The 24,996-nt window shown below is 73.5% G+C and carries 22 protein-coding genes; 8 read left to right on the top strand and 14 right to left on the bottom strand.

Going from position 1 to position 24,996, the window contains the following annotated elements; all coding sequences use genetic code 11:
* Nucleotides 1-18: 18 nt before the first annotated feature.
* Nucleotides 19-3,552, bottom strand: coding sequence for a DNA polymerase III subunit alpha (gene dnaE / locus ACQP12_RS10885; RefSeq protein WP_357946171.1), 3,534 nt, complete (start codon nt 3,550-3,552; stop codon nt 19-21).
* Between the two features lie 187 nt (nt 3,553-3,739).
* Between dnaE and ACQP12_RS10880 the strand changes: the two genes are divergently transcribed.
* Both ACQP12_RS10880 and ACQP12_RS10875 read left to right on the top strand, forming a co-directional pair.
* Nucleotides 3,740-4,081 (top strand): PadR family transcriptional regulator, encoded by a 342-nt coding sequence (locus ACQP12_RS10880; protein ID WP_357946174.1) that lies wholly within the window; start codon nt 3,740-3,742, stop codon nt 4,079-4,081.
* Entirely contained in the window at nt 4,078-5,025 is a 948-nt protein-coding gene (locus ACQP12_RS10875; protein ID WP_433287148.1) for a permease prefix domain 1-containing protein, read from the top strand. Before ACQP12_RS10880 ends, ACQP12_RS10875 begins: the two co-directional genes overlap by 4 nt.
* Before the next feature lie 52 nt (nt 5,026-5,077).
* Here ACQP12_RS10875 and ACQP12_RS10870 read toward each other — a convergent pair whose 3' ends face one another.
* Entirely contained in the window at nt 5,078-5,647 is a 570-nt protein-coding gene (locus ACQP12_RS10870) for a GNAT family N-acetyltransferase (protein ID WP_357946180.1), read from the bottom strand.
* Between the two features lie 103 nt (nt 5,648-5,750).
* On the opposite strand from ACQP12_RS10870, the gene ACQP12_RS10865 reads away from it, so the two are divergent.
* The 4 genes from ACQP12_RS10865 to ACQP12_RS10850 all read left to right on the top strand — a co-directional run bounded on the left by ACQP12_RS10865 (nt 5,751) and on the right by ACQP12_RS10850 (nt 9,801).
* Complete coding sequence (locus ACQP12_RS10865) at nt 5,751-7,031, top strand: sensor histidine kinase (protein WP_433287146.1); 1,281 nt, start codon at nt 5,751-5,753, stop codon at nt 7,029-7,031.
* The gene (locus ACQP12_RS10860; RefSeq protein ID WP_433287144.1) at nt 7,028-7,768 is read left to right on the top strand and encodes a response regulator; all 741 of its coding nucleotides are present in this window, start codon (nt 7,028-7,030) and stop codon (nt 7,766-7,768) included. Before ACQP12_RS10865 ends, ACQP12_RS10860 begins: the two co-directional genes overlap by 4 nt.
* A gap of 81 nt (nt 7,769-7,849) precedes the next feature.
* Entirely contained in the window at nt 7,850-8,743 is an 894-nt protein-coding gene (locus tag ACQP12_RS10855; protein ID WP_433287142.1) for an ABC transporter ATP-binding protein, read from the top strand.
* Nucleotides 8,740-9,801 (top strand): ABC transporter permease, encoded by a 1,062-nt coding sequence (locus ACQP12_RS10850; protein WP_433287140.1) that lies wholly within the window; start codon nt 8,740-8,742, stop codon nt 9,799-9,801. Before ACQP12_RS10855 ends, ACQP12_RS10850 begins: the two co-directional genes overlap by 4 nt.
* 72 nt (nt 9,802-9,873) lie before the next feature.
* On the opposite strand, the gene ACQP12_RS10845 is transcribed toward ACQP12_RS10850, so the two are convergent.
* The 7 genes from ACQP12_RS10845 to pgsA all read right to left on the bottom strand — a co-directional run bounded on the left by ACQP12_RS10845 (nt 9,874) and on the right by pgsA (nt 15,880).
* On the bottom strand, nt 9,874-10,623 hold the full coding sequence (locus ACQP12_RS10845; protein WP_151464323.1) for a YebC/PmpR family DNA-binding transcriptional regulator: 750 nt from the start codon (nt 10,621-10,623) through the stop codon (nt 9,874-9,876).
* A 180-nt stretch (nt 10,624-10,803) separates the two neighbouring features.
* On the bottom strand, nt 10,804-11,463 hold the full coding sequence (gene pdxT / locus ACQP12_RS10840) for a pyridoxal 5'-phosphate synthase glutaminase subunit PdxT (protein ID WP_433287138.1): 660 nt from the start codon (nt 11,461-11,463) through the stop codon (nt 10,804-10,806).
* Nucleotides 11,464-11,518: 55 nt separating this feature from the next.
* Nucleotides 11,519-12,436 (bottom strand): pyridoxal 5'-phosphate synthase lyase subunit PdxS, encoded by a 918-nt coding sequence (gene pdxS, locus ACQP12_RS10835; protein WP_357946199.1) that lies wholly within the window; start codon nt 12,434-12,436, stop codon nt 11,519-11,521.
* A gap of 136 nt (nt 12,437-12,572) precedes the next feature.
* On the bottom strand, nt 12,573-13,076 hold the full coding sequence (locus tag ACQP12_RS10830; RefSeq protein ID WP_433287135.1) for a hypothetical protein: 504 nt from the start codon (nt 13,074-13,076) through the stop codon (nt 12,573-12,575).
* A gap of 82 nt (nt 13,077-13,158) precedes the next feature.
* The gene (locus tag ACQP12_RS10825; RefSeq protein WP_433287133.1) at nt 13,159-14,319 is read right to left on the bottom strand and encodes a glycosyltransferase family 4 protein; all 1,161 of its coding nucleotides are present in this window, start codon (nt 14,317-14,319) and stop codon (nt 13,159-13,161) included.
* A gap of 14 nt (nt 14,320-14,333) precedes the next feature.
* Nucleotides 14,334-15,263, bottom strand: coding sequence for a phosphatidylinositol mannoside acyltransferase (locus tag ACQP12_RS10820; protein ID WP_433287131.1), 930 nt, complete (start codon nt 15,261-15,263; stop codon nt 14,334-14,336).
* Nucleotides 15,260-15,880, bottom strand: coding sequence for a phosphatidylinositol phosphate synthase (gene pgsA / locus ACQP12_RS10815; RefSeq protein WP_357946211.1), 621 nt, complete (start codon nt 15,878-15,880; stop codon nt 15,260-15,262). The genes ACQP12_RS10820 and pgsA overlap by 4 nt, the downstream gene beginning before the upstream one ends.
* Nucleotides 15,881-16,131: 251 nt before the next feature.
* Here pgsA and ACQP12_RS10810 point away from each other — a divergent pair, with 251 nt between their 5' ends.
* Nucleotides 16,132-18,294, top strand: a complete 2,163-nt coding sequence (locus tag ACQP12_RS10810) for an elongation factor G-like protein EF-G2 (RefSeq protein ID WP_433287129.1) — start codon at nt 16,132-16,134, stop codon at nt 18,292-18,294.
* A gap of 9 nt (nt 18,295-18,303) precedes the next feature.
* Here the strand turns inward: ACQP12_RS10810 and ACQP12_RS10805 are convergent, their stop codons facing one another.
* The 4 genes from ACQP12_RS10805 to thrS form a co-directional block, all read right to left on the bottom strand.
* Complete coding sequence (locus tag ACQP12_RS10805) at nt 18,304-19,362, bottom strand: aldo/keto reductase (RefSeq protein ID WP_433287127.1); 1,059 nt, start codon at nt 19,360-19,362, stop codon at nt 18,304-18,306.
* 74 nt (nt 19,363-19,436) lie between these two features.
* Nucleotides 19,437-20,057: a CG0192-related protein gene (locus ACQP12_RS10800; protein ID WP_433287125.1), complete on the bottom strand. Its 621-nt coding sequence runs from the start codon at nt 20,055-20,057 to the stop codon at nt 19,437-19,439.
* A gap of 46 nt (nt 20,058-20,103) precedes the next feature.
* A complete protein-coding gene (locus ACQP12_RS10795) occupies nt 20,104-20,670 on the bottom strand; it encodes an HIT family protein (RefSeq protein ID WP_433287123.1) in 567 nt (188 codons plus the stop codon).
* A gap of 67 nt (nt 20,671-20,737) precedes the next feature.
* Nucleotides 20,738-22,762 (bottom strand): threonine--tRNA ligase, encoded by a 2,025-nt coding sequence (thrS, locus tag ACQP12_RS10790; protein ID WP_433287121.1) that lies wholly within the window; start codon nt 22,760-22,762, stop codon nt 20,738-20,740.
* Between the two features lie 242 nt (nt 22,763-23,004).
* Here thrS and ACQP12_RS10785 point away from each other — a divergent pair, with 242 nt between their 5' ends.
* Nucleotides 23,005-23,847: a DUF1775 domain-containing protein gene (locus ACQP12_RS10785; protein WP_433287119.1), complete on the top strand. Its 843-nt coding sequence runs from the start codon at nt 23,005-23,007 to the stop codon at nt 23,845-23,847.
* 176 nt (nt 23,848-24,023) lie between these two features.
* Here ACQP12_RS10785 and ACQP12_RS10780 read toward each other — a convergent pair whose 3' ends face one another.
* Nucleotides 24,024-24,950 (bottom strand): ADP-ribosylglycohydrolase family protein, encoded by a 927-nt coding sequence (locus ACQP12_RS10780; RefSeq protein ID WP_433287117.1) that lies wholly within the window; start codon nt 24,948-24,950, stop codon nt 24,024-24,026.
* Between the last annotated feature and the right edge of the window lie 46 nt (nt 24,951-24,996).

The raw sequence follows: 24,996 nt of genomic DNA, 5'->3' as shown, positions 1-24,996 counted from the left end.
CTGGCCCGCCGCGGCGGGTCAGCTCACGTTGGCCGGGCCGAGGACGCTCTTCAGGTCGCCCATCAGCGCGGTCGTGGCCGCCACCCGGAACGGGCCCAGGCGCAGCGTGGTCGTCTTGCCGCCGTTGAGCAGCTTGACGTGCACCTCGGTGTCGCCCGGATGCAGCACCAGGGTCTCCTTGAGCTTCTCCACCAGCGGCGGCGTGCAGCGGTGCACCGGGATGGTGAGGGTGACCGGCTTGTTCGCCGGGTTGCTGCTGATGTCGGGCATCTGCATGTCCATCGCCATGATCCGCGGGGTGTCGTCGCGGCGGTCCACCCGGCCCTTCACCACGACGATGGCGTCCTCGGCGATGTACTGCCCGATCACCTCGTAGGTGTTCGGGAAGAACAGCGTCTCCACCCCGCCGGCCAGGTCCTCCAGGGTGGCCGACGCCCAGGCCCGGCCCTGCTTGGTGACCCGGCGCTGCACCCCGGAGAGGATGCCGGCCAGGGTGACCACCGCGCCGTCGGGCACGCTGCCCTCCTCGGAGAGCGCCGTGATGGTGGTGTCCGCCGCCGCGCCGAGCACGTGCTCCAGGCCGAAGAGCGGGTGGTCGGAGACGTACAGGCCGAGCATCTCGCGCTCGAAGGCGAGCTTGTCCCGCTTGTCCCACTCGCTCTCGCCGATGACCGGCATCACCGTGGTGCTGCCGCCGGTGTCCACGTCGCCGAAGCCGGCGCCGAACAGGTCGTACTGGCCGACGGCCTCCTTGCGCTTGACGTCGGCGTACGCGTCGATGGCGTCGGCGTGCACGGCGAGCAGGCCCTTGCGGCTGTGCCGCAGCGAGTCGAAGGCGCCCGCCTTGATCAGCGATTCGATGGTCTTCTTGTTGCAGGCCACCGCGTCCACCTTGGACAGGAAGTCGTAGAAGTCGGCGTAGTCGCCCTTCTCCTCGCGGCACCGCATGATCGCCGCCACCACGTTCGCGCCGACGTTGCGCACGGCGGCCAGGCCGAACCGGATGTCCTCGCCGACCGGGGTGAACGGCCCGGCCGAGGTGTTGACGTCCGGCGGGAGGACCTGGATGCGCATCCGGCGGCACTCGGAGAGGTAGAGCGCCATCTTGTCCTTGTCGTCGCCGACGGAGGTGAGCAGCGCCGCCATGTATTCCGCCGGGTAGTGCGCCTTGAGGTACGCGGTCCAGTACGACACCAGGCCGTAGGCGGCGGAGTGCGCCTTGTTGAACGCGTAGCCGGCGAACGGGACGAGGACGTCCCACACGGCCTGGATGGCCTCGTCGGAGTAGCCGCGCTCGCGGCAGCCGTCCCGGAACGGGACGAACTCCTTGTCGAGGATCTCCTTCTTCTTCTTGCCCATGGCGCGGCGGAGCAGGTCGGCCTGGCCGAGGGTGTAGCCGGCGAGGATCTGCGCGGCGCGCTGCACCTGCTCCTGGTAGACGATCAGGCCGTAGGTGGGTGCGAGGATCTCCCGCAGCGGCTCCTCCAGCTCCGGGTGGATCGGGGTGATCTCCTGGAGCCCGTTCTTGCGCAGCGCGTAGTTGGTGTGCGAGTCCACGCCCATGGGGCCGGGCCGGTAGAGCGCCAGCACGGCGGAGATGTCCTCGAAGTTGTCCGGCTTCATGAGCCGCAGCAGCGAGCGCATCGGCCCGCCGTCGAGCTGGAACACGCCGAGCGTGTCGCCGCGGGCCAGCAGGTCGTAGGCCGCCTTGTCGTCCAGCGGCAGGCCCAGCAGGTCCAGCTCCTTGCCGTGGTTGAGCTGGATGTTCTTGACCGCGTCGTCGATGATCGTGAGGTTGCGCAGGCCGAGGAAGTCCATCTTCAGCAGCCCGAGCGACTCGCAGGTCGGGTAGTCGAACTGCGTGATGATGACGCCGTCGGCGTCGCGCCGCATCAGCGGGATGTGCTCGATGATCGGCTCGGCGGACATGATGACGCCGGCGGCGTGCACGCCGGTCTGCCGGATCAGGCCCTCGATGCCCTTCGCCGTCTCGATGACCTTCTTGACGTCCGGGTCGGACTCGTAGAGGCCGCGGATCTCGCCCGCCTCCGCGTAGCGCGGGTGCTTCGGGTCGAAGATGCCGGACAGCGGGATGTCCTTGCCCATCACGGCCGGGGGCATCGCCTTGGTGATCCGGTCGCCCACCGCGTACGGGTAGCCGAGCACCCGCGCCGAGTCCTTGATCGCGGCCTTCGCCTTGATGGTGCCGAAGGTGGCGATCTGCGCGACCTTGTCCTCGCCCCACTTGTCGGTGACGTAGCGGATCACCTCACCGCGCCGGCGCTCGTCGAAGTCGATGTCGACGTCCGGCATCGAGATGCGCTCGGGGTTGAGGAACCGCTCGAAGATCAGGCCGTGCGGGATCGGGTCCAGGTCGGTGATGCCCAGGGCGTACGCGACCAGCGAGCCGGCGGCCGACCCCCGGCCCGGGCCGACGGCGATGCCCTGGCTCTTCGCCCACTGGATGAAGTCGGCGACCACGAGGAAGTAGGACGGGAAGCCCATCTGGATGATGACGCCCAGCTCGTACTCCGCCTGGACGACGTGGCCCTCGGGGATGCCGTTCGGGAAGCGGCGGGCCAGGCCCGCGAAGGTCTCCTTGCGGAACCAGGACTCCTCGGTCTCGCCCTCGGGGATCGGGAACCGCGGCATGAGGTTGTGGAACTCGAACATCCCGGCCGGGTCGACCTTCTCGGCCACCAGGAGAGTGTTGCGGCAGCCCTGCTGCCACAGCTCGGACGAGTCGACGCCGCGCATCTGCTCGGCGGACTTGACGAAGTAGCCGCCGCCCTCGAAGCGGAACCGGTTGGGGTCGGCGACGTTGCTGCCGGTCTGCACGCAGAGCAGGACGTCGTGCGCCTCGGCCTGCGCCTCGTGCGTGTAGTGCGAGTCGTTGGTGACCACCGGCGGGATGTCGAGCTTGCGGGCGATCTCGGTGAGCCCGTCCCGGACCCGGCGCTCGATGTCGAGGCCGTGGTCCATGATCTCCAGGAAGTAGTTGTCCTTGCCGAAGATGTCCTGGTAGGCGGCGGCGACCTTGAGCGCCTCGTCGAACTGGCCGAGCCGCAGCCTGGTCTGCACGGCGCCCGAGGGGCAGCCGGTGGTGGCCATGATGCCCTCGGCGTGCTCGGCGATCAGCTCCATGTCCATCCGGGGCCACTTGACGTAGTGGCCCTCCATGGAGGCACGGGAGTTGAGCTTGAACAGGTTGTGCAGGCCGTCCCGGTTCGCCGCCCACATCGTCATGTGGGTGATGGCGCCGTTGCCGGAGACGTCGTCGCTCTTCTGCTCCGGCCGGCCCCACTTGACCCGCTGCTTGTGGAAGCGCGACTCCGGCGCCACGTACGCCTCGACGCCGAGGATCGGCTTCACGCCGGCGGCCATGGCCTGCTTGTAGAAGTCGTTCGCGCCGTGCATGTTGCCGTGGTCGGTGATCGCCACCGCCGGCATCCCGAGCCGCGCGGCCTCGGCGAAGAGGTCCTTGAGCCGGGCCGCCCCGTCCAGCATCGAGTACTCGGTGTGTACGTGCAGATGCGCGAACGAATCGCCCATGCGTGGCGCCCCCCGGGGTGTGGATCAAGGCTGCGTCGGAGTCGACCGGACCCACCCTACCGAGGTGATCTGGCCGGCTCCACCGTCCGCGCCGAGGGTGGCCGGGGTCTCTCCGAACCGATGGTGCGGACGAACACGATGCTGTGCCGCTTGCGCATAGTGTGTGCCACACACTATCGTGTGTCGCATGGTCAGCGACGAGATCCTTCGGACCCATCTCCAGGAGCTACGACGCGGCACCGTCGTGGTGGCCAGCCTGGTCGCCCTGCGCCGGCCCGACTACGGCTACGCGCTGTTGCAACGCCTGGCCACCCACGGCTTTCCGGTCGACGCCAACACCCTCTATCCCCTGCTCCGGCGGCTGGAAGAGCAGGGGCTGCTCACCAGCGAGTGGAACACCGAGGAGAGCCGGCCGCGCAAGTTCTACCGCACCAGTGACGACGGCGAAGCGGTGCTGGGCCGCCTCCTCGACGACCTGACCGCGGTGCACACGTCCGTCACCCAGCTGATCGAAGGAGTGGGCCGATGAGCTCCCTGACCGACCGTTACCTCGCCGCCACCCTCCGGACGGTGCCGGCCGCCCGGCGCGCCGAGATCGAGACCGAGCTGCGCGGCTCGATCGAGGACATGATCGACGGCCGCCGCGCCGACGGCCGGAACGCCGCGACCGCGGAACGCGAGGTCCTCACCGAGCTGGGCAACCCGGCACAGCTGGCGGCCCGCTACGCCGACCGGCGGCTCCAGCTCATCGGCCCGACCTACTACCTGGCCTGGGAGCGGCTGATGAAGCTGCTGCTCAGCTTCGTCCCGGCCACCGTGGGGATCATCGTCGGCCTGCTGGACGCCACCGACGGGAAGAACCCCGGCGGCGCGGTCGGCGCGGGCGTTGCCACCGCCCTGGAGGTCGCGGTCCAGATCGCCTTCTGGGTCACGCTGGTCTTCGCGGTCCTCGAGCGGACCAACACGTCGCTGCACCTGCCGGCGTGGACCGTCGACCAGCTCCCCGAGGTCCAGACCAACCGACAGATCACCCTGGTCGACGTCGCCGCCGCGATCGGCTGGCTGGTGCTGGTCATCGCCTACCTGCCGATCCAGCACTTCCACTCGTTCGTGCCGAGCGGCGACGGCAACCTGCCGATCCTCGACCCGGCGCTGTGGAGCTTCTGGCTGCCGTTCCTGATCGCCGTGCTCGTCGCCACCATCGGCCTGGAGGTCGCCAAGTACCGGGCCGGGCGGTGGACGTGGCCGCTGGTCGCCGTGAACGCGGTGCTCGACCTGGCGTTCGCGGTGCCGGTCATCTGGCTGATGTCGACCGACCGGCTGCTCAACCCCGAGTTCGTCGACCGCTTCGCGTGGCTCGGGCGCGAGGAGAACCTGAACACCCTCGCCACGATCGTGGTGGCCGGCACCGCCCTGGTCGTGCTGTGGGACATCGTCGACAGCGCGATCAAGACGTACCGCAACCGGCACTGATCCCGCCGGCCCGTGCGGCCCGACACCCACGCGGGTGTCGGGCCGCACCGGTTCAGGCGTCGGCGGGTCGGGCCCGCCACTCCCGGGCGAGCAGGGCGTACACGGCCTCGTCGGTCCACTCGCCCTTGACGAACTCGTTCTCCCGCAGGTCCGCCTCGCGGCGCATGCCGAGGCGCTCCAGCACCCGGGCCGAGGCGGTGTTGCGGGCGTCGAGCCGGCCGACGATCCGGTGCAGCCCGAGGCCGTCGAAGCCGAGCCGCAGCATCTCCCGGGCCGCCTCGGTGACGTACCCCCGGCCGGTGTGGTCGGGGTGGGCGACGTAGCCGATCTCGCCCTGCCGATGCTCCCCGCTGGTCCAGCTGAGCAGCACGTCGCCGACGAACTCCCCGGTCTCCGGCAGGACGACGGCCAGGTTGAGCACGTCGCCCGGCGCGCGCAGCGCGGTGCGCCGCACCATCCGGTCCACCGCCGCCCGGGCGGCGGCGTCGTCGTAGGGCTCGTGGTAGAGGAACCGGGTCACCTCCGGACGGCCGCGGTAGTCGCGGACGACGGCCAGATCGTCGGGGGTGAAGGCGCGCAGCAGCAGGCGGTCGGTGCGCAGCGGCAGGTCGGGAACGAGCATGCCGGCAGGGTACGGGCGCGGCGGCCGGCCGGTCAGCCCGGTTTCCCGGCCGCCGGGTGCGGACCTGGGCATCGACGGCCGGCGGGATGAGAGTCTTGGTCAGGTGACCACCACGACGGCCGACACCTGGCGCCGGCCCACGCCCGCACCGGAGCACCTGCGCCTCGACCTCTACGGCGGGCTGGCCGTGACCGTGCTGGCCCTGCTGAGCCTCACCCTGACCCACAGCACCGGCGCGTTCCTGCTCGGTCCGCCGCCGTCCTGGCCCGAGCAGGTCTTCTGGACCGTCGCGGTGACGCTGCCGCTGATCTGGCGACGGCGGTTCCCGGCCACCACCACCCTCGTCGTGTCGGCCGCCTTCATCGCCGCCCAGGCCCGCTCCGCCCCGGAGACGCAGCTCTCCGCCTGGTCCCTGTTCGCCGCGCTGTACTCGCTCGGCGCCTGGGGGCCGGACCGCAGGCTGGCCCGCCGGTTGCGCATCGGGATCATCGCCATGATGTTCGCCTGGCTCGGCGTGTACTACGCCGTCAGCATCGGCAGCATCCCGCCGGACGCGTTCGCCCGCGCGGCCGGCCCGGTGCCGCCGGTGCTCGCGGCCATCGTGACCGGGGTGCTGGTCAACGGGCTCGTCTTCGGTTTCGCGTACTTCTTCGGGGAGACCGCGTGGCTGGCCGCCCGCCGCCAGCACGAGCTGGTGCAGCGGGCGGAGGAGCTGCGCCGCTCCCAGGCCGAGGCGCGCGGGCGGGCGGTGATCGGCGAACGGGTGCGGATCGCCCGCGAGCTGCACGACGTGGTCGCCCACCACGTGTCGGTGATGGGGGTGCAGGCGTCGGCGGCGCGGCGGGTCTTCGACAAGGACCAGGCCAAGGCCCGGACGGCGTTGACCGCGATCGAGGACACCGCCCGCACGGCGGTCGACGAGCTGCGCCGCATGCTCGGCGTGCTCCGCGCGGGTGACAACGCCCCCGATCCCGGCGGGCCGCCGGCCGGGATCGACCGGGTCGCCGCGGTCGTCGAGCGGGCCCGCGACGCCGGGCTGCGCGCCGCCCTCGGGGTGTACGGCGACCCGGTGCCGCTGCCGGAGTCGGTGTCCCAGGCGGCGTACCGCATCGTCCAGGAGGCCGTGACGAACGTGCTCAGACACGCCACCGGCGCGGGCGGGCTCGACGTGCGGATCCGCTACCTGGCCAGGGAGGTCGAGGTCGACGTGACCGACGACGGACGGTCCACCCACCCGGCGAACGCCGACGGGCTGGGCCTGGTCGGCATGCGCGAACGCGTCGCCACCCACGGCGGCGAGCTGGAGGTGGGCCCCCGGGCCGGCGGCGGCTGGCGCGTCCGCGCCCGCCTCCCGCTGGCGGTCGCCCTGGCGGAGGCGGCATGACCGGGCCCGACGCCGCCGGCCGGGACGGCGGGCCCGGCGTGGACCGGCCGATCCGGGTCCTGCTCGCCGACGACCAGCACCTGGTGCGTACCGGGTTCCGCGTCATCCTCGAGGTGGAGGACGACCTGGCGGTGGTCGGCGAGGCGGCCGACGGCGAGCGCGCGGTGAGCATGACCCGGGCGCTGCACCCGGACGTCGTGCTGATGGACGTGGAGATGCCCGGCATGAACGGGCTGGAGGCGACCCGGCAGATCACCGCGCCGGGCTCCCCCGGCACGCCGGCCGTCCTCATCCTCACCACGTTCGACCGGGACGACTACCTGTTCGCCGCCCTCCAGGCCGGCGCCAGCGGCTTCCTGCTGAAGAACGGCACCCCGGAGGCGCTCGTCGAGGCGATCCGGGTCCTGGCCCGGGGTGACGCGCTGCTCGCCCCGGAACTGACCCGGCGCGTGATCGCCACCTTCGCCCGGCCGGGCGGCACGTGGGCGGGTGGCGTCGCGGCGGGTGGCGTGGCGGCGGGTGGCGCGCCGCTCGACGAGCTCACCCCCCGGGAGCGGGAGGTCCTCGTCCTGCTCGCCCGGGGCGCGAGCAACGCCGAGATCGCCGCCCAGCTGCACCTCGGGGAGGCCACGGTGAAGACCCACGTGAGCCGGGTGCTCGCCAAACTGGGCCTGCGCGACCGGGTCCAGGCGGTGGTCTTCGCGTACGAGCAGGGGGTGGTGCGGCCCGGCGGGTGACCGGCTCCGTCGTCGGGGGGACGCCGGATCTCCACCCCGGGACGGACGGCAGCCCAAGATCGCGGCTCTAGCGTGGTCGCCGTGACCGATGTGCTCCGCCTCGACGGCGTCGACCGAAGTTTCGGCGACCGTCAGGTGCTCAGGAATGTGTCCTTCGACGTGGCGGCCGGCCGGATGACCGGCTTCGTGGGCGGCAACGGCGCCGGCAAGACCACCACCATGCGGATCATCCTCGGCGTCCTCGCCGCCGACGCCGGTCGGGTGACCTGGCAGGGCGCGCCGCTGACCGGGGAGGCCCGCCGGCGCTTCGGCTACATGCCGGAGGAACGTGGCCTCTACCCCAAGATGAGCGTCCGGGAACAGGTGACCTACCTGGGCCTGCTGCACGGGATGGCTCCCGCGGCGGCCCGGCGCGCCACGGACGCCCTGCTGGAGCGGGTCGGTCTCGCCGAGCGGGGCGACGACCTGCTGGAGACCCTCTCGCTGGGCAACCAGCAGCGCGCCCAGATCGCCGCCGCGCTGGTGCACGAGCCCGAGGTGCTGGTGCTGGACGAGCCGTTCTCCGGCCTCGACCCGCTGGCCGTCGACACCGTCGTCGGGGTGCTGCGCGAGCGGGCCGCCGCCGGTGTCCCGGTGCTCTTCTCCAGCCACCAGCTCGACGTGGTGGAGCGGCTCTGCGACGACCTGGTGATCATCTCGGACGGGGTGATCCGGGCCGCCGGTGATCGGGAGCAGCTGCGGCGGACGTACACCGCGCCCCGGTTCGAGCTGGTGGTGGAGACCGACGCCGGTTGGCTGCGCGACCAGCCCGGGGTGACCCTCGTCGACCTGGACGGCGCCCGCGCCGTGTTCGACCTCGCCACCGACGCCGACGAGCAACCCGTCCTGCGGGCGGCACTGGCCCGCGGCCCGGTCCGCGCGTTCCGCCCGGTCCGCCCCTCCCTCACCGAGATCTTCCGAGAGGTCGCCCAGTGAACACCCTGCAGGCCACCCGCCTGGTCGCGGCCCGCGAGATCCGGGTCAAGCTGCGCGACCGGACCTTCCTGATCAGCACCGTGTTCTTCCTGCTGCTCGCCGCGGCCGGGACCATCCTGCCGGCGGTGCTGGCCGGCGGCCCGTCGAGCGTGGCCGTGACCGCGCAGGCCGCCGAGCCGCTGCGGGCCGCCGGCCTCAAGGTGCGGGTCGTGCCCGACGACCGGGCCGCCGAGCAGGCCGTCCACGACGGTGACGTGGACGCCGCGGTCGTCGCCGGCCCGACCGTGCTCGCGATGGACGACGCGCCGGACGACGTGGTGGCCGCGCTGAGCACGCGACCCCAGGTCCGGCTGCTGAACCCGGACGCCGTGGACCCGGCGGTGGCCTTCCTGGTGCCGTTCGCGTTCGCGTTCATCTTCTTCGTGACGTCGCAGGGCTTCGGCGTGCAGATCGCGCAGAGCATCATCGAGGAGAAGCAGACGCGGATCGTCGAGATCCTGGTCGCCGCGGTGCCGGTACGGGCGCTGCTCGCCGGCAAGCTCGTCGCCGGCACCCTCCTCGCCCTCGGTCAGATCGCCCTGGTCGCGCTCGTCGCGGTGGCCGGCATGACGTTCGGCGACGACAGCGGGCTGCTCTCCCTGCTGGCACCGGCGATCGGCTGGTTCGTCCCGTTCTTCCTGCTGGGCTTCGTGCTGATCGCGGCCATGTGGGCGGCGGCCGGCGCGCTGGTCAACCGGCTCGAGGACATCGGTGGCGTGTCGATGCCGGTGCAGCTCACCGTCATGCTGCCGTTCTTCGCGGTGATCTTCCTGCACGACAACACGACCGCCATGCGGGTGCTGTCCTACCTGCCGTTCTCGGCGCCGACGGCCATGCCGCTGCGGCTGTTCACCGGGGACGCGGCCGCCTGGGAGCCGGTGGTGGCGCTCGTCCTGCTGCTGGCGGCGGCCGCCGGGTTCCTGCTCGCCGGGGCCCGCGTCTACGAGGGCGCGCTGCTGCGCACCAACGGCCGCACGTCGATCCGTACGGCCTGGCGGTCGCGGGAGACCGTGGCCTGAGCGCGGCAGCCGTGGAAAGGATCTCGCGCCGGGCGACACGATCGCCCGGCGCGAGACCACCCGTCGGGGCCGTCAGCCGACGGCGGCCATGACCTCGTCGGAGACGTCGAAGTTGGCGTAGACGTTCTGCACGTCGTCGCAGTCCTCGAGGACGTCGATCAGCTTGAAGATCTTGCGCGCGCCCTCCTCGTCCAGCGGCACGTTGACGCTGGGGATGAGGGAGGACTCGGCCGACTCGTACTCGATGCCGGCGTCCTGCAGGGCGGTGCGGACCGGGATGAGGTCGGTCGGCTCGGAGACCACCTCGAACGCCTCACCGAGGTCGTTGACCTCCTCGGCGCCCGCGTCGAGCACGGCCATCATGACGTCGTCCTCGGTGGTGCCCTCCTTCGGGACGATCACCACGCCCTTGCGGGAGAACATGTACGACACGGAGCCGGCGTCGGCGAGCGAGCCGCCGTTGCGGGTGAGCGCGGTGCGCACCTCGGTCGCCGCCCGGTTGCGGTTGTCCGTGAGGCACTCGATGAGCATCGCCACGCCGTTCGGGCCGTAGCCCTCGTACATGATGGTCTGCCAGTCGGCGCCGCCGGCCTCCAGGCCGGAGCCGCGCTTGACGGCGCGGTCGATGTTGTCGTTCGGCACCGAGCTCTTCTTCGCCTTCTGGATGGCGTCGTAGAGGGTCGGGTTGCCGGCGGGGTCCCCGCCGCCGGTGCGGGCCGCCACCTCGACGTTCTTGATCAGCTTGGCGAACATCTTGCCGCGCTTGGCGTCGATGACGGCCTTCTTGTGCTTGGTGGTCGCCCACTTTGAGTGGCCGGACATCTCATACCTCCGTCTGTTGACCCACGCCTGCGTCGACTGTCCGCGCCCGCGCCGAACCGGGACCGCCGGGCGGTCGGCTGGGGGGCGGCGGCGGGCGGTGAGCCCTGCCGAACCGCCGCAATCCTACCGAGGCGGCGTCCCCGCATGTCACACCCGCACCCGGGGCGGCGCCGCGTGCGGTCAGGCGGCGGCCCGGACGAGATCCACGAAGTAGCGGTGCAACCGCAGGTCGCCGGTGAGTTCCGGGTGGAAGGAGGTGGCCAGCAGGTGACCCTGCCGCACCGCGACGATCCGGTCGGCGGCCGGCCCGGACGACGACTCCGGCTCGGCGCGTCGGACGCCGCGCGGCGACCTGGAGTCGTCGTCGGTGACCCGGCCGAGCACCTCGACGCCCGCGCCGACCCGCTCGACCCAGGGGGCCCGGATGAAGACCGCGTGGAACGGCTCGCCCGCGACCCCGGTGATCTCCACGGGCGCCTCGAACGAGTCGACCTGCCGGCCGAACGCGTTGCGCCGGACGGTCATCTCGATGCCGGCGAAGCCGCGCTGGTCGGGTCGGCCGTCGAGCACCTCGGCGGCCAGCATGATCATGCCGGCGCAGGACCCGTAGACCGGCATGCCGCCGGCGATCCGCTTGTCGATCGGCTCGCGCATCTCGAAGATGTCGGCGAGCTTGCTCATGGTGGTCGACTCGCCGCCCGGAATCACCAGGCCGTCGACCGTGTCCAGCTCGGCCGGGCGGCGCACCGGACGGGCGTCCGCGCCGGCGCCGGCCAGGGCGGCGAGGTGCTCGCGCACGTCGCCCTGGAGGGCGAGCACACCGATTACGGGTGTGGTCACTCCCCGCTCCTCTCGCTCGGCGGACGGGGCCCGGCCGGGCCCCGTCCGGTCACCGTCACCAGCCGCGCTCGGCCAGGCGGTGGGGCTGCGGGATCTCGTCGACGTTGATGCCGACCATCGCCTCGCCCAGGCCGCGGGAGACCTTGGCCAGCACGTCCGGGTCGTCGTGGAAGGTGGTGGCCTTCACGATCGCGGCGGCGCGCTGGGCCGGGTTGCCCGACTTGAAGATGCCGGAGCCGACGAAGACGCCCTCGGCGCCGAGCTGCATCATCATGGCCGCGTCGGCCGGGGTGGCGATGCCGCCCGCGGTGAACAGCACGACCGGCAGCTTGCCGGTCTCGGCGATCTCCTTGACCAGCTCGTACGGCGCCTGGAGCTCCTTGGCGGCCACGAACAGCTCGTCGGCCGGCAGCGTCTGGAGCCGGCGGATCTCCTTGCGGATCTTCCGCATGTGGGTGGTGGCGTTGGAGACGTCGCCGGTGCCGGCCTCGCCCTTCGAGCGGATCATGGCGGCGCCCTCGGTGATCCGGCGCAGCGCCTCGCCCAGGTTGGTCGCGCCGCAGACGAAGGGGACGGTGAACGCCCACTTGTCGATGTGGTTCTCGTAGTCGGCCGGGGTCAGCACCTCGGACTCGTCGACGTAGTCGACGCCGAGGGACTGGAGAACCTGCGCCTCGACGAAGTGGCCGATCCGGGCCTTGGCCATCACGGGGATCGACACGGCGCTGATGATGCCGTCGATCATGTCCGGGTCGCTCATCCGGGAGACGCCGCCCTGGGCGCGGATGTCGGCGGGCACCCGCTCCAGCGCCATGACGGCGACGGCGCCGGCGTCCTCGGCGATCTTGGCCTGCTCGGGGGTGACCACGTCCATGATCACGCCACCCTTGAGCATCTCGGCCATCCCCCGCTTGACGCGGGCGGTGCCGACGACGGGGTTGGCGTCGGTGTTCGGGGAGGTGGATTCGGGCACGGGTCATCGCTCCTTGGACGTGCTCGGGGGTGGCTGAGGAAAGGCTACGACGGGGTCAACGCCGGTCCGACAGCCAATCAGACCCCCGGTGGCCTGCCCTGTGGTCGGCGTCACCGGGGTCGGGGCCCCCGCCCGCTCAGCCCGTGGTGACGTCCGCCCGCGGGGTGAGCGTGGGGTCGTCGACGTCGAAGTAGCGGGGCCAGTCCCGCCCACGTCCCATGCGGAGCAGGCGTACCAGCGGGCGGCCGCGGGCCGCCCGGGCGTCGCGGACCAGGTCGGTGTGCACCTGCCGGGCCAGGGCCAGCCGCCGGCTGGCCGCGATCACCGCCTCGCAGGCCGGGTCCGCCGGGTCCAGCTCCACCGTGCGCAGCTGCCGGGTGAGGTCGTTCTCCGCGGCCTCCCGCTCCTCCCCCACGGCGTCCAGGGCGATCCGGGCGGCCGAGTACAGCTCCACGCCGTAGCGCTGCTCGGCCAGCACGGCGGCGGCCGCCGCGCGCCGCAGCAGGTGCGCGTCGAGCGCCCGGGCCGCCGACTCCGCGCGGGCCTGCAGCCGCTCGACCCGGCCGGCGGTCCAGATCAGGTACGCCGAGACCAGCCCGAGCACCAGGGCCGCGCCCACCACCCACCACATGCCCGGCATCGTAGTGCTGCTCCTCATCCCGCCCGGCCGGCGCGGGCACCGGTCGACGCGCTCGTCACAGCGGCCCCACCGGCCACCGGGTTCAGCCCAGCCCCGCCCATTCCTGGTCCATGACCCGGCCGTCGGTGGCCTCGATCGCCGCTGCGTATACCTCCAGAACGCGCCGGGCAACCACGGGCCAGTCGAAATTCGCGACCACCTGGTCGCCGGCGGCGGTCAGCCCGGCCCGCTGCCCCGCGTCGTCGAGCAGGTCCACCAGGGCGGTACGCAGGGCCGCCGCGTCCCCGGTCGGGAAGAGCCGGCCGGCCCGCCCGCCGTCCAGCACCCGGCGGAACGCGTCCAGGTCGCTGGCCACCACCGTGGTGCCGGCGGCGAGCGCCTCGGTGAGGATCATCCCGAAGGACTCCCCGCCGGTGTTCGGTGCGACGTAGAGGTGCAGGCTGCGCAGCATGCGAGGTTTGTCGGCCTCGGAAACCATGCCGAGGAAGGTCACCCGGTCCCGCAGGTCGGCCGGGAACTGCCCGTAGAGGTCCTCGGCGTCGCCCGGCCCGGCGACCAGCAGGCGCAGGCCCGGGCGGTGCGGGGCGAGCGCCACGAAGGCGTCGCGCAGGATCGGGAAGCCCTTGCGCGGCTCGGTGAACCGGCCCAGGAAGCCGAGCGTGCCGCCGCTGCCCGGCGCGCACTCCCCCGGCCAGCCGGGCAACGGCTCGACGCCGGCGAACTTCGCCACCGCCACCCCGTTGGGGATCTCCACGGCGCCGCCGTCCATGTGCTCGACCTGGACCTTGCGGGCCAGCGCGCTCACCGCGATCCGGGCGGTGATCCGTTCGAGCAGGATCTGGAGCACCCCCTGGGCGGCGGACAGCACCCGCGACCGGGTCATGGCCGTGTGGAAGGTGGCCACCACCGGGCCCCGCGCGCAGAGCACGGCCAGCATCGACAGGCTGGGGGTCAGCGGCTCGTGCACGTGCAGCACGTCGAAGTCGCCCCGGGTGATCCAGCGCCGCACCCGGGCCGTGGAGACCGGGCCGAAGGCGATCCGGGCCACCGAGCCGTTGTACGGCAGCGGCACCGCCCGCCCGGCCGACACGACGTACGGCGGCAGCGCCCCGTCCTCGTCGGCCGGAGCCAGCACGCTCACCTCGTGGCCGAGCCCGAGCAGCGCCTCGGCCAGGTCCATGACGTGGTTCTGCACCCCGCCCGGGACGTCGAAGGAGTACGGGCACACGATGCCGATCCGCATTGCGCCCCGCTCCCTCAGATCGTCCCGGTGGTGGCCGGCGACTGCGACACGCTGCCGTCGGCGCGCTGGTCCAGCCACATCCGCTGCAACATGTGCCAGTCTTCCGGATGCCGGGCGATGCCCGCCGCCAGACCGTCGGCAATCCGCTGGGTCACGGCGCGCACCCGGGCGTCCAGCGGGGCGCTGCCCTCCTCGGGCAGCTCCAGCGGGCCCTCCAGGGCGGCACGGGGGCCGTCCGGCTCGTACCACAGCGAGGCCACGTAGAGCGGCGCGCCCGTGCGGATGGCCAGCAGGGCCGGGCCGGGCGGCATCCGGGTCCGGCCGCCGAAGAACTCCACGTCCACGCCGCGGGCGGAGAGGTCCCGGTCGGCGAGCAGCGGCACCACGGCGCCCGCCCGCAGCCGGTCCACCAGCACGTCGAACGCCGGCCGGTCGCCGCCGGAGGTGGGCAGGATCTCCATGCCGAGGCCCTGCCGGAAGGCGAGGAAGCGCTCGTAGAGGCCCTCCGGCTTGAGCCGCTCGGCGACCGTGGTGATGGGCCAGCCGGTGGCCGCCACCCAGGCGCCGGCGGCGTCCCAGTTGCCGGCGTGCGGCAGGGCGACCACGGCGCCCCGGCCGGCCGCCACGTCGGCGGCGAGCTTCTCCTGGCCGTCGAGGTGGAACCCGGCGAGGATCTCCCGCCGGCTCAGGCTCGGCAGGCGGAACGCGTCCAGCCAGTACCGGGCGTACGACCGCAGGCCGTCGCGGACCAGCCGGTCCAGCTCCGCCTCGGGCAGGTCGGGGCCGACCACCCGGCGCAGGTTGGCGCGCAGCCGGCGCGTACCCCGGCCGTTGCCGCGGTGGGCGCGGTCGGCGCCGACCCGGAAGGCGGCGGCCACCACGGGCCGGGGCAGCGCGCGGACCAGCCGCCAGCCGGCGACGTAGCCCGCCTCGGTGAGGTTCACTCCCGGCCGACCAGCTGCGCCTGCCGGTACACGTGGGCCATCCGCTGCCCGACCGTGAAGATCGAGACGGCGGCGAGCAGCCAGAGCGCGATCTCCAGGGCCGGCCGGACGCCGAGGCCGGTGAGCAGACCGCCCACCCCGACGATCAGCAGCCGCTCGGTGCGCTCGGCGATGCCCACGTTGCAGGTCATCCCGAGCCCCTCCGCGCGGGCCTTGACGTAGGAGACCAGGCCACCGGCGGCCAGGCAGAGCAGCGCGGCGGCCACCCCGGAGTGGTCGTGCTGGCTGGCCAGCCAGTAGGCGACCGCGCCGAAGACGGCGCTGTCGGCGATCCGGTCCATGCTCGAGTCGAGGAAGGCCCCGAACCGGGTGGAGCCGCCGCTCATCCGGGCCATCGTGCCGTCGAGCAGGTCGGTGAGCGCGAAGACCGTGACGATCAGCGCACCGGCGACCAGGTGACCGCGGGCGCCGAAGCCGAGCGCGCCGACGAGCACGCCGACGGTGCCGGTCACGGTGACCGCGTTGGGGGACACACCGGCGCGGAGCAGGCCGCGCGCGACCGGCTCTACGACGCGGGTCATGCCCGCGCGGGCCGTCACTTGGAAGATCTTCGCCATGGGGGTCCCACGATAACGGCCGGCAGCGGTCGGGGACACAGCCGGTCGTCCCGACCCGCCTGGCGCTCTTGTGTCGGCCCGGTTACAGGTGTGAGATCGAGCGTGGGAGGTGAGCGAGCTCACCGGATCACCCGTCCGCCTACCCGTCGTCCAGGAGATCACCGGAAGATATCGCCGCGGTGCCCGCCCGGGCCGCTTCCCCGTCGCGCGCGGCGGTCGCCACCACCACCGGTTGAGGGAGGTGCGCCGCGATGGCGCAGAAGAATCAGGAGAAGGGTGTCACCGGCGGCGCGCCGGTGGTGACCGAGCCCGGCAGGGTTCGCAACGTGGTGCTCGTCGGGCACTCCGGAGCGGGCAAGACGACTCTGGTCGAGGCGCTGCTCGCGGCCAGCGGCACGATCGGCCGGGCCGGCAACGTCACCGAGGGCACCACCGTCTGCGACCATGATCCCGCCGCCGTGCGCCAGCAGCGCTCGGTGAGCCTGGCCTGCGCCCCGCTGCTGCACCGCGACGTCAAGATCAACCTCCTGGACACCCCCGGGTACGGCGACTTCGTCGGCGAGCTGCGCGCCGGGCTGCGGGCCGCCGACGCGGCGCTGTTCGTGGTCTCCGCCGTCGACGGCATGGACGCCGCCACGGCCGCGCTCTGGGAGGAGTGCGCCGCGGTGGACATGCCCCGCGCCGTCGCGGTGACCCGGCTGGACCACCCGCGCGCCGACTTCGACGAGGCGGTGGCCCTCTGCCAGCGGGTTTTCGGCGACAACGTGCTCCCCCTCTACCTGCCGATGCTGGGCGACGACGGCGAGTCGGTCGCCGGCCTCATGGGGCTGATCACGCGGCGGGTGTTCGACTACTCCCAGGGCCTGCCGGCGGCGGTACGCGAGCCGGACCCGGAGCACCTGCCGGCCATCCTGGAGTCCCGCAACGAGCTGATCGAGGGGATCATCGCGGAGAGCGAGGACGAGACCCTCATGGACCGCTACCTCGGCGGCGAGGAGATCGGCACCGAGGTGCTCATCACCGACCTGGAGACGGCGGTCGCCCGCGGCCACTTCTACCCGGTGGTGCCGGTCTGCGCGGAGACCGGCGTCGGGCTGGACGCGCTGCTGGACGGGCTGGTGGCGGCGTTCCCGTCACCGCTGGAGCACGAGCTGCCCGCGGTCACCGGGGTGGACGGCTCGCCCCGGCCGCCGCTGGCCTGCGACCCCGACGGCCCGCTGGTCGCCGAGGTGGTCAAGACGACGGTGGACCGGCACGTCGGGCGGGTCTCGCTGGTCCGGGTCTTCTCCGGCACGCTCCGCCCCGACCAGGTGGTCCACGTGTCCGGTCACGGCATGGCCGAGCGCGGCCACCCCGACCACGACGCCGACGAGCGGGTCGGCCACATCTACAGCCCGCTCGGCGCGACGCTGCGGGAGGTGACCACCGCGGTGGCCGGTGACATCTGCGCGATCACCAAGTCGGGCAGCGCGGAGACCGGCGACACCATCTCCGCCAAGGAGGAGCCGCTGCTCGTCGCCCCGTGGGAGATGCCGGAGCCGCTGCTGCCGGTGGCCATCGTGGCGAAGAGCCGGGCCGACGAGGACGCCCTGGCCCGCAACCTGGCCCGGCTGGTCGCCGGCGACCCGACCCTGCGGCTGGACCGCAACGCCGAGACCCACCAGCTGGTGCTCTGGTGCATGGGCGAGGCGCACGCCGACGTGGTGCTCGACCGGCTGCGCGCCGGCGGGGTGGAGCTGGAGACCGAGCCGGTCCGGGTGGAGCTGCGCGAGACGTTCACGGCCGCCGCCAGGGGCCACGGCCGGCACGTCAAGCAGTCCGGCGGCCACGGCCAGTACGCGGTCTGCGACATCGAGGTCACGCCGCTGCCCCGGGGCGCCGGCTTCGAGTTCGTGGACAAGGTGGTCGGCGGCGCGGTGCCGCACAACTACATCCCGTCGGTGGAGAAGGGCGTCCGGGCGCAGATGGAACGCGGCCTGGTCGGCGGCTACCCGGTGGTGGACCTGCGGGTGACCCTCTTCGACGGCAAGGCGCACAGCGTCGACTCCTCCGACGCGGCGTTCCAGACCGCTGGCGCGCTCGCCCTGCGGGACGCCGCCGAGAAGGGGCAGCCCACGCTGCTGGAGCCGGTCGACGAGGTGACCGTCCGGGTGCCCGACTCGTCGGTGGGCGCGGTGATGGGCGACCTGTCCGGCCGGCGCGGCCGGGTGCTCGGCACCGAGCCCGATCCGGACGCCGAGGGGCGCACCCTGGTCCGGGCCGAGGTCCCCGCCACCGAGCTGCTGCGCTACGCGGTCGAGCTGCGCTCGATGACCGCCGGCACCGGCACCTTCCGCCGCGAGTTCGCCCGCTACGAGCCGATGCCCGCCCACCTCGCCGAGCAGGTCCGCAAGGAGGCCGGCAACCGCGCCTGACCCGGCGGGTCAGGGGCGGGCCGCGGGCACCGGCGGCATCGACCAGTGCGGGCGGTCGGCGTCGCGCAGGGCCGCCGCGCGCAGGGCGGCGAGCTGGCGCTCCACCTCGGCGAACTGGTCGGGGGCGAGCGGGCCGCGGTCCAGCGCGGCGGCGTTCTCCTCCACCTGGGCGACCGTGCGGGCGCCGGGAATCGGCACGGCCCGGCCGCTGCGCGCCCAGATCCAGCCGAGCGCGCCCTGGGCCAGGGTCCGGCCGTCCGCGGTCAGCGCGCCCCGGACGGCGGCGACCCGGCGCAGCCACTCCGGGGCGGGCCGGCCGCCGCGGAACCACTCCAGCCAGTTCGGCGCGGTCCCGCGCACGTCGTCGCGGGGCAGCGTGGACTCCGGGGTGTACTTGCCGGTGAGCAGCCCCATCCCGAGCGGCCCCCGGGCCAGGCTGGCCAGGTCGTGCTTCTCGCAGGCGGCCAGCATGGCCGGGGCGTCCCGGAGCACCGACAGGCCGTGCTGGACGGCGGCGGCGCCCCGCGCGACCTGGGCGAAGGCCGCCGCCCGGTCGGCCCGGTCGGTGCTCCAGCCGTACGCCCGGATCAGGCCGTCGGCCACCAGGTCCTCCAGGGTGCCGATCAGCGCCTCGGCCCGGGGCACCGGGAGGTCGGCGAGGTGCAGCTGGTAGAGGTCGATCCGGTCGGTGTCCAGCCGGCGCAGCGAGTCGACGACCGCCCGCCGCAGGTACTCCGGTGAGGCGTCCTCCCCGGTGGCCTGCCGGGCCCGCTCGTCGAACGTGTAGCCCCACTTCGTGGCGATCACCGCCTCGTCGCGCCGGCCGGCGAGGGCCCGGCCGAGGATCCGCTCGCCGTGCCCGGCGCCGTACGTGTCGGCGGTGTCGAAGAGCGTCACGCCGAGGTCGAGGGCGCGGCGGACCGCCCGGATCGACTCCGCGTCGTCCACGGCGCCCCAGCCCAGCGGCCGGGCGCCCTCGGCCCACGGGCCGCTGATCGCCCAGCAGCCCATGCCGAGGGCGCTGACCGCGATGCCGCTGCGGCCCAACGGCCGCGTGCTGACTGCCATCGCCGCATCCTGCCACCTTCCCCGGACCCGTGGGCCGCTTCCTCACCCCGGGTGCCGGGCCGGCCGGCGGACGGTCAGCGGGCGTACGCCAGCAGCACCGGGTCGGCCTGCCCGGACCAGGAGCCGGTCAGCCGGGCGGGCGCCGGGGCGTCGGCCGGAGCCGGCCGGCGGACCAGGGCCAGCTCCGCGCCACCGGCGCGGATCAGGGTCGGGTCGCCGTCGACCACCTCGTCGACCAGGTCGAAGGCCGACGGGTTCCCGGACCGGGTGCCGGCGAGGGTCATGCTCGCGGCGCGCACCTCGCGCCGGCCGTCGACCTCGAAGTACTCCTCCGCCTGGCCGGCGTCGGCGAGGACGGCGGCGGCCAGGGCCGGCGGGTAGACCGGATCGCCGCAGGCGTCGTACACCCAGCGCGGGCCGAGCACGGAGTGGTCGGTGGTGCCGAGCAGCCACCGCTCGGCGCCGGGCAGCGGCGCGGCCCGGTAGGTGAGCGGCACCTGGAGGACCGGCCCGTCGCCGGCCCGGACCAGCATGGTCTCGATGCCGACCTCGCCGGCCGGGTCGTCGAACCGGTAGGCCGCCACGCGGGTGACCTCCGCACCCGGGTCGCCGGTGAACCAGGGCCGGCCGGGCAGCCAGGCGGCGAGCAGGTCGAGCTTCGAGGGGCGCAGTTCGGCGCGGTGCAGCAGGGCCATGCCCAAGATCGTACTGCCGGGGTCGGACCGGGGCCGCCCCCGGCCGTCAGGCCGGCCAGGCCTTGGCGAACAGGTCCCGGGTGTCGGCGAGCAGTTGCGGCAGCACCTTGGTGCGCCCGATCAGCGGCATGAAGTTCGCGTCGCCGCCCCAGCGCGGCACCACGTGCTGGTGCAGGTGCGCGGCGATGCCCGCGCCGGCGACGCCGCCCTGGTTCATGCCCAGGTTGAACCCGTGCGCGCTGGAGACGTGCCGGACCACCCGCATGGCGTCCTTGGTGAACGCGGCCAGCTCGGCCGTCTCCGGCGCGTCCAGCTCGGTGTAGTCGGCCACGTGCCGGTAGGGGCAGACCAGCAGGTGCCCCGGGTTGTAGGGGTAGAGGTTGAGCACCGCGAAGACGTGCTCGCCCCGGGCCACCACCAGGCTCTCGTCCGGCGGCCGGCCGGGGGCGAGGCAGAACGGGCAGCCGGTCGGCTTCTCGTAGCCGCCCTCGGGCCGGTCCCCGCCGGAGATGTAGGTCATCCGGTGCGGCGTCCAGAGCCGCTCCAGCCCGTCCGCCAGACCGTTCCCGTCGCCGCTGCCGGCGCCGTCGAAGTGCCGTTCCGCCCCAGTCACACGCCGATCCTACGGTCACCGGGCCGTCTCCCATCCGCCCGGACCGGCCGGGTGGGGGACGGGTGGCTCAGGTGTTGGGCGTGCCCTCCGCCGACGGGCCGGAGTTGGTGCGGGACTCGGCGACGTCCCGCACGTGGGCCACCGCCTCCTCGATCGGCACGCCGTTGCGCTGCGACCCGTCGCGGTAGCGGAAGGAGACCGTGCCGGCGGCCACGTCGTCGTCACCGGCGATCACCATGAACGGGATCTTCTGCTGCTGGGCGTTGCGGATCTTCTTCTGCATCCGGTCGTCACCGGCGTCGACCTCGGCGCGAATGCCCTGCTTGCGCAGGGTGGTGACGAAGTCCTGGAGGTAGTCGGTGTGGTCCTCGCGGATCGGGATGCCGACCACCTGCACCGGGGCGAGCCACGCCGGGAACGCGCCCGCGTAGTGCTCGGTGAGCACCCCGATGAACCGCTCGATCGACCCGAACTTGGCGCAGTGGATCATCACGGGCTGCTGCCGCGTGCCGTCGGCCGCCTGGTACTCCAGCCCGAAGCCCTTCGGCTGGTTGAAGTCGTACTGGATGGTCGACAGCTGCCAGGTGCGGCCGATGGCGTCCTTGGCCTGGACGGAGATCTTCGGGCCGTAGAAGGCCGCGCCGCCCGGATCCGGCACCAGGTCCAGCCCGGTCTCCCGGGCGCACTGCTCCAGCACCGCGGTGGCCGTCGCCCAGTCCTCGTCGGACCCGACGAACTTGTCGAGCCGGGCCTCGTCGCGGGTCGACAGCTCCAGGTAGAAGTCGTCGATGCCGAAGTCCTTCAGCAGGCTCAGCACGAAGTTGAGCAGGTGCTTGATCTCGGCCGGGGCCTGCTCCCGGGTGCAGTAGGAGTGCGAGTCGTCCTGGGTCAGGCCGCGCACCCGGGTCAGCCCGTGGACCACGCCCGACTTCTCGTAGCGGTAGACGGACCCGAACTCGAACAGCCGCATGGGCAGCTCGCGGTAGGACCGCCCGCGCGACCGGTAGATCAGGTTGTGCATGGGGCAGTTCATGGCCTTGAGGTAGTAGTCCGCGCCCTCGAGCTCCATGGGCGGGTACATCCCGTCGGCGTAGTACGGCAGGTGGCCCGAGGTGTGGAAGAGGCCCTCCTTCGAGATGTGCGGGGTCCCGACGTACTGGAAGCCCTCCTCGATGTGGCGGGTGCGGACGTAGTCCTCCATCACCCGCTTGAGCACACCGCCCTTGGGGTGGAAGACCGCCAGGCCGGAACCGATCTCGTCGGGGAAGCTGAACAGGTCCAGGTCCGCGCCGAGCTTGCGGTGGTCGCGCCGGGCGGCCTCCTCCAGCAACCGCAGGTACGCCTTCAGCTCGTCCCGGGTCGGCCACGCCGTGCCGTAGACCCGCTGGAGCTGGGGGTTCTTCTCCGAGCCCCGCCAGTAGGCGGCGGCCGAGCGCATGAGCTTGAACGCGCCGATCAGCCGGGTGTTCGGCAGGTGCGGGCCGCGGCACAGGTCCGACCAGCAGACCTTGTCCTCGTTGGCGGCGAGGTTGTCGTAGATGGTCAGCTCGCCGCCGCCCACCTCCATCACCTCGGAGGAGTCCAGCCCCTCACCCTTGACCTCGATGAGCTCCATCTTGAACGGCTCGGCGGCCAGCTCGCCGCGCGCCTCGTCGAGGCTGCTGAAGCGGCGCCGGCGGAACCGCTGGCCGGACTTGACGATCTCCTGCATCCGCTTCTCGAGCTTCGCCAGGTCGTCCGGCTGGAAGGGCTTGGCCACCTGGAAGTCGTAGTAGAAGCCGTTCTCGATGGGCGGGCCGATGCCGAGCTTGGCCTCGGGGAACACGTCCTGCACGGCCTGGGCCAGCACGTGCGCGGTGGAGTGGCGCAGCACGTTCAGCCCGTCCGGGGTGTCGAGGGCGACCGGCTCGACAGCGATCTCCTCGGCCGGCTTCCAGTCGAGGTCGCGGAGCACGCCCTGCGGGTCGCGGACCACCACGATGGCCTTCGGGCCGCTCATCGGCAGCCCGGCCGCGGCCACCGCGTCGGCCGCCGTCGTCCCGGCGGCGACGACGACGGGGTCGGCCACGACGGGGGTACGGGGTGCGGACACGGTGACTCCTGTCGTCGAACGGGTTCGAAGGTGCCGGGTACCGGCTCCGTCGAACGGGTTCGAAGGGTGCCGGGTACCGGCTCCTGCGATGCTATCGGTCGCCCGGACCCGCGCCGTCGGCGACGCCGCGCTCCCCCGGCCGATCAGTTCCGTCCCGCGTTGAACCTTTCCGCCTTCCCGCCCGAACTACCGGGTGAGGCCGGAGCCGGTTGCCGGCCGTGTCGACACGGATGGGGACGACCATGACGATGACCCGTCGGGGCCGGTGGTGGGCGACCGCGCTGCTGGCCGCCACGGTCGGCGGCACGCTGGGCTGGCCCGGCGCCGCGAGCGCCGCCGAGGTGACCCTCACGACCTCACCCGCCCAGGTGCACCAGGGCGACGCCATCGAACTGGCCGTGGTCCTGCCCGAGGAGCGGGCCGGCAGCCGGACCAGCCGGATCGAGCTGCGGATGCCCGCGGACGCCCCGATCGGCGAGGTCTACCCGCTCTCCGTGCCCGACTGGGCGCCCACCATCACCACCCGCACCCTGGACCAGCCGGTCGCGGGCATCCACTCCTCCGAGCTGAACCAGGTGACCGACTCGGTGGCCTGGATCCGGATGCCCGGCGGCTCGGGCGGGCCGGCCCGGCTCTCGCTCGGCATGGGCCCGATGCCGGCCACCGACAAGCTCACCTTCACGGTGATCCAGACCTACGCCGACGGCACCGTGGTCCGCTGGGCCGACCCGCCCGGCGGCGCGCACCCCGCCCCGACGGTCACCCTGCTGCCCTCGCTGGCGGGCGCCGCCGCGCACGCCGGCCACGGCGAACCGGTCGCCGAGGCGCCGGCCGAGGCGGCCGCCCCGGCACGGGCCGACGACGGCGGGCCGAGCGCGGACCTGCTGCTGGGCGGCGGGCTGCTCGCCGGGCTGGCCGGCGGCGCGGCGATCGGCTGGCTGCTCAGCCGCCGGAAGCGCGACACCCTCATCCTCCCGCCCGACTCCCCCGCCCCGACCGACAACGACGCCCCCGAGGACGACCCCGCCGAATCCCACCCCACCACCACCGAAACCGCACCCCTGACCCCCACGGCCTCCCGCTGAGCGCGCCACGCCCGGCGATCTTGGCGACCTACGGTTCGGAACGAACGACAACTCGCCAAGATCCGAAGCCGACACGGCCGCGTGGAGCTCGGCCCGCGCGAACCGCACGGGCGCGCCGCTGGCGGCGGACGCGGCGAGCGGGCCCTGGCGACGACCGGCGGGGGTGCGTGAGGAGGTCAGGCGGGGGCGGCGAGCCAGGACGGGAGGGGTTCGCGGGCGGCGAGCCAGCCGTCCGGGACACCGCCCGGCGTGCCGACCCCGGTGTGGGCGGCCACCACGCCGCCGACGATCGCCGCCGTGGTGTCCACGTCCCCGCCCGCCCGCACGCAGGCGCGGATCGCCGCCGGATAGTCGTGCAGGTGGGTGGCGGCGACCCAGAGGGTGAAGGGGACGGTGTCCTGTGCGGTCACCCGGGAGCCGTTGCCCAGCGTCTCGGCGACCTCGCCGGCCGGGTGGCCGAGCAGCGCGGCGGCCCGGCGTACGCCCCGGTGCACGTCGCCGGCCGGGTCGAGGGCCCCGGCCACCACGGTGAGCAGCCGGGCCGGCTCGGGCCGGTCCCCGTCCAGCCGGGCCCGGGCGGCCAGCGAGGCGGCCACCGCCACGGCGACCGCCCCGGCGATCCCCTCGGGGTGGGCGTGGGTCACCTCGGCGGAGGCGCGGGCCTGGTCGGCGGCGCGCCGGGTGGAGTCCGCGTACCAGGCGCCGAGCGGGGCCACCCGCATGGCCGCGCCGTTGCCGCAGGAGCCCTGCCCGTCGAAGGCGGACGCGGCGGCCACCGGCCACGGCGTGCCGGCGCGGATCAGTTCGAGCAGTTCCACGGCGCCGGCGCCGTAGCGGCGGGCCGGGTCGTAGTGGGCCGCGAAGGCGAGCGCGAGGGCGTCCCGGTCCACCCGCCCGTGCGCGGCCAGCACGGTGAGCACCGAGCAGGCCATCTCGGTGTCGTCGCTCCACGGCCACGGGCCGGGCGGAAGCGCGTCGGCCCAGGCGGCGACCGCGCTGCCCGGCACGAAGAACCGCGCGCCGAGGGCGTCGCCGACGGACAGGCCGGCGAGCGCGTCGCGCGCGAGCGTGAGGCGGGTGTCGGGGAAGAGAGTGAACGTCATCGTCGTCCCAGCTTGCCCGGTTCGCGGGACTGCCGCAACGCGATCA

Origin of the sequence: Micromonospora sp. CA-244673 (genome assembly GCF_050948395.1) — a bacterium.
Classification (GTDB): Bacteria; Actinomycetota; Actinomycetes; order Mycobacteriales; family Micromonosporaceae; genus Micromonospora.
This window is presented reverse-complemented; position numbering and strand designations above follow the sequence as displayed.

Bases quoted from the DNA above. Each gene is read 5' to 3' on its own strand.
- dnaE (WP_357946171.1), bottom strand. From the start codon at position 3,552: ATGGGCGATTCGTTCGCGCATCTGCACGTACACACCGAGTACTCGATG.
- ACQP12_RS10880 (WP_357946174.1), top strand. From the start codon at position 3,740: ATGGTCAGCGACGAGATCCTTCGGACCCATCTCCAGGAGCTACGACGC.
- ACQP12_RS10875 (WP_433287148.1), top strand. From the start codon at position 4,078: ATGAGCTCCCTGACCGACCGTTACCTCGCCGCCACCCTCCGGACGGTG.
- ACQP12_RS10870 (WP_357946180.1), bottom strand. From the start codon at position 5,647: ATGCTCGTTCCCGACCTGCCGCTGCGCACCGACCGCCTGCTGCTGCGC.
- ACQP12_RS10860 (WP_433287144.1), top strand. From the start codon at position 7,028: ATGACCGGGCCCGACGCCGCCGGCCGGGACGGCGGGCCCGGCGTGGAC.
- ACQP12_RS10845 (WP_151464323.1), bottom strand. From the start codon at position 10,623: ATGTCCGGCCACTCAAAGTGGGCGACCACCAAGCACAAGAAGGCCGTC.
- ACQP12_RS10830 (WP_433287135.1), bottom strand. From the start codon at position 13,076: ATGCCGGGCATGTGGTGGGTGGTGGGCGCGGCCCTGGTGCTCGGGCTG.
- ACQP12_RS10825 (WP_433287133.1), bottom strand. From the start codon at position 14,319: ATGCGGATCGGCATCGTGTGCCCGTACTCCTTCGACGTCCCGGGCGGG.
- pgsA (WP_357946211.1), bottom strand. From the start codon at position 15,880: ATGGCGAAGATCTTCCAAGTGACGGCCCGCGCGGGCATGACCCGCGTC.
- ACQP12_RS10810 (WP_433287129.1), top strand. From the start codon at position 16,132: ATGGCGCAGAAGAATCAGGAGAAGGGTGTCACCGGCGGCGCGCCGGTG.
- ACQP12_RS10805 (WP_433287127.1), bottom strand. From the start codon at position 19,362: ATGGCAGTCAGCACGCGGCCGTTGGGCCGCAGCGGCATCGCGGTCAGC.
- ACQP12_RS10800 (WP_433287125.1), bottom strand. From the start codon at position 20,057: ATGGCCCTGCTGCACCGCGCCGAACTGCGCCCCTCGAAGCTCGACCTG.
- ACQP12_RS10785 (WP_433287119.1), top strand. From the start codon at position 23,005: ATGACGATGACCCGTCGGGGCCGGTGGTGGGCGACCGCGCTGCTGGCC.
- ACQP12_RS10780 (WP_433287117.1), bottom strand. From the start codon at position 24,950: ATGACGTTCACTCTCTTCCCCGACACCCGCCTCACGCTCGCGCGCGAC.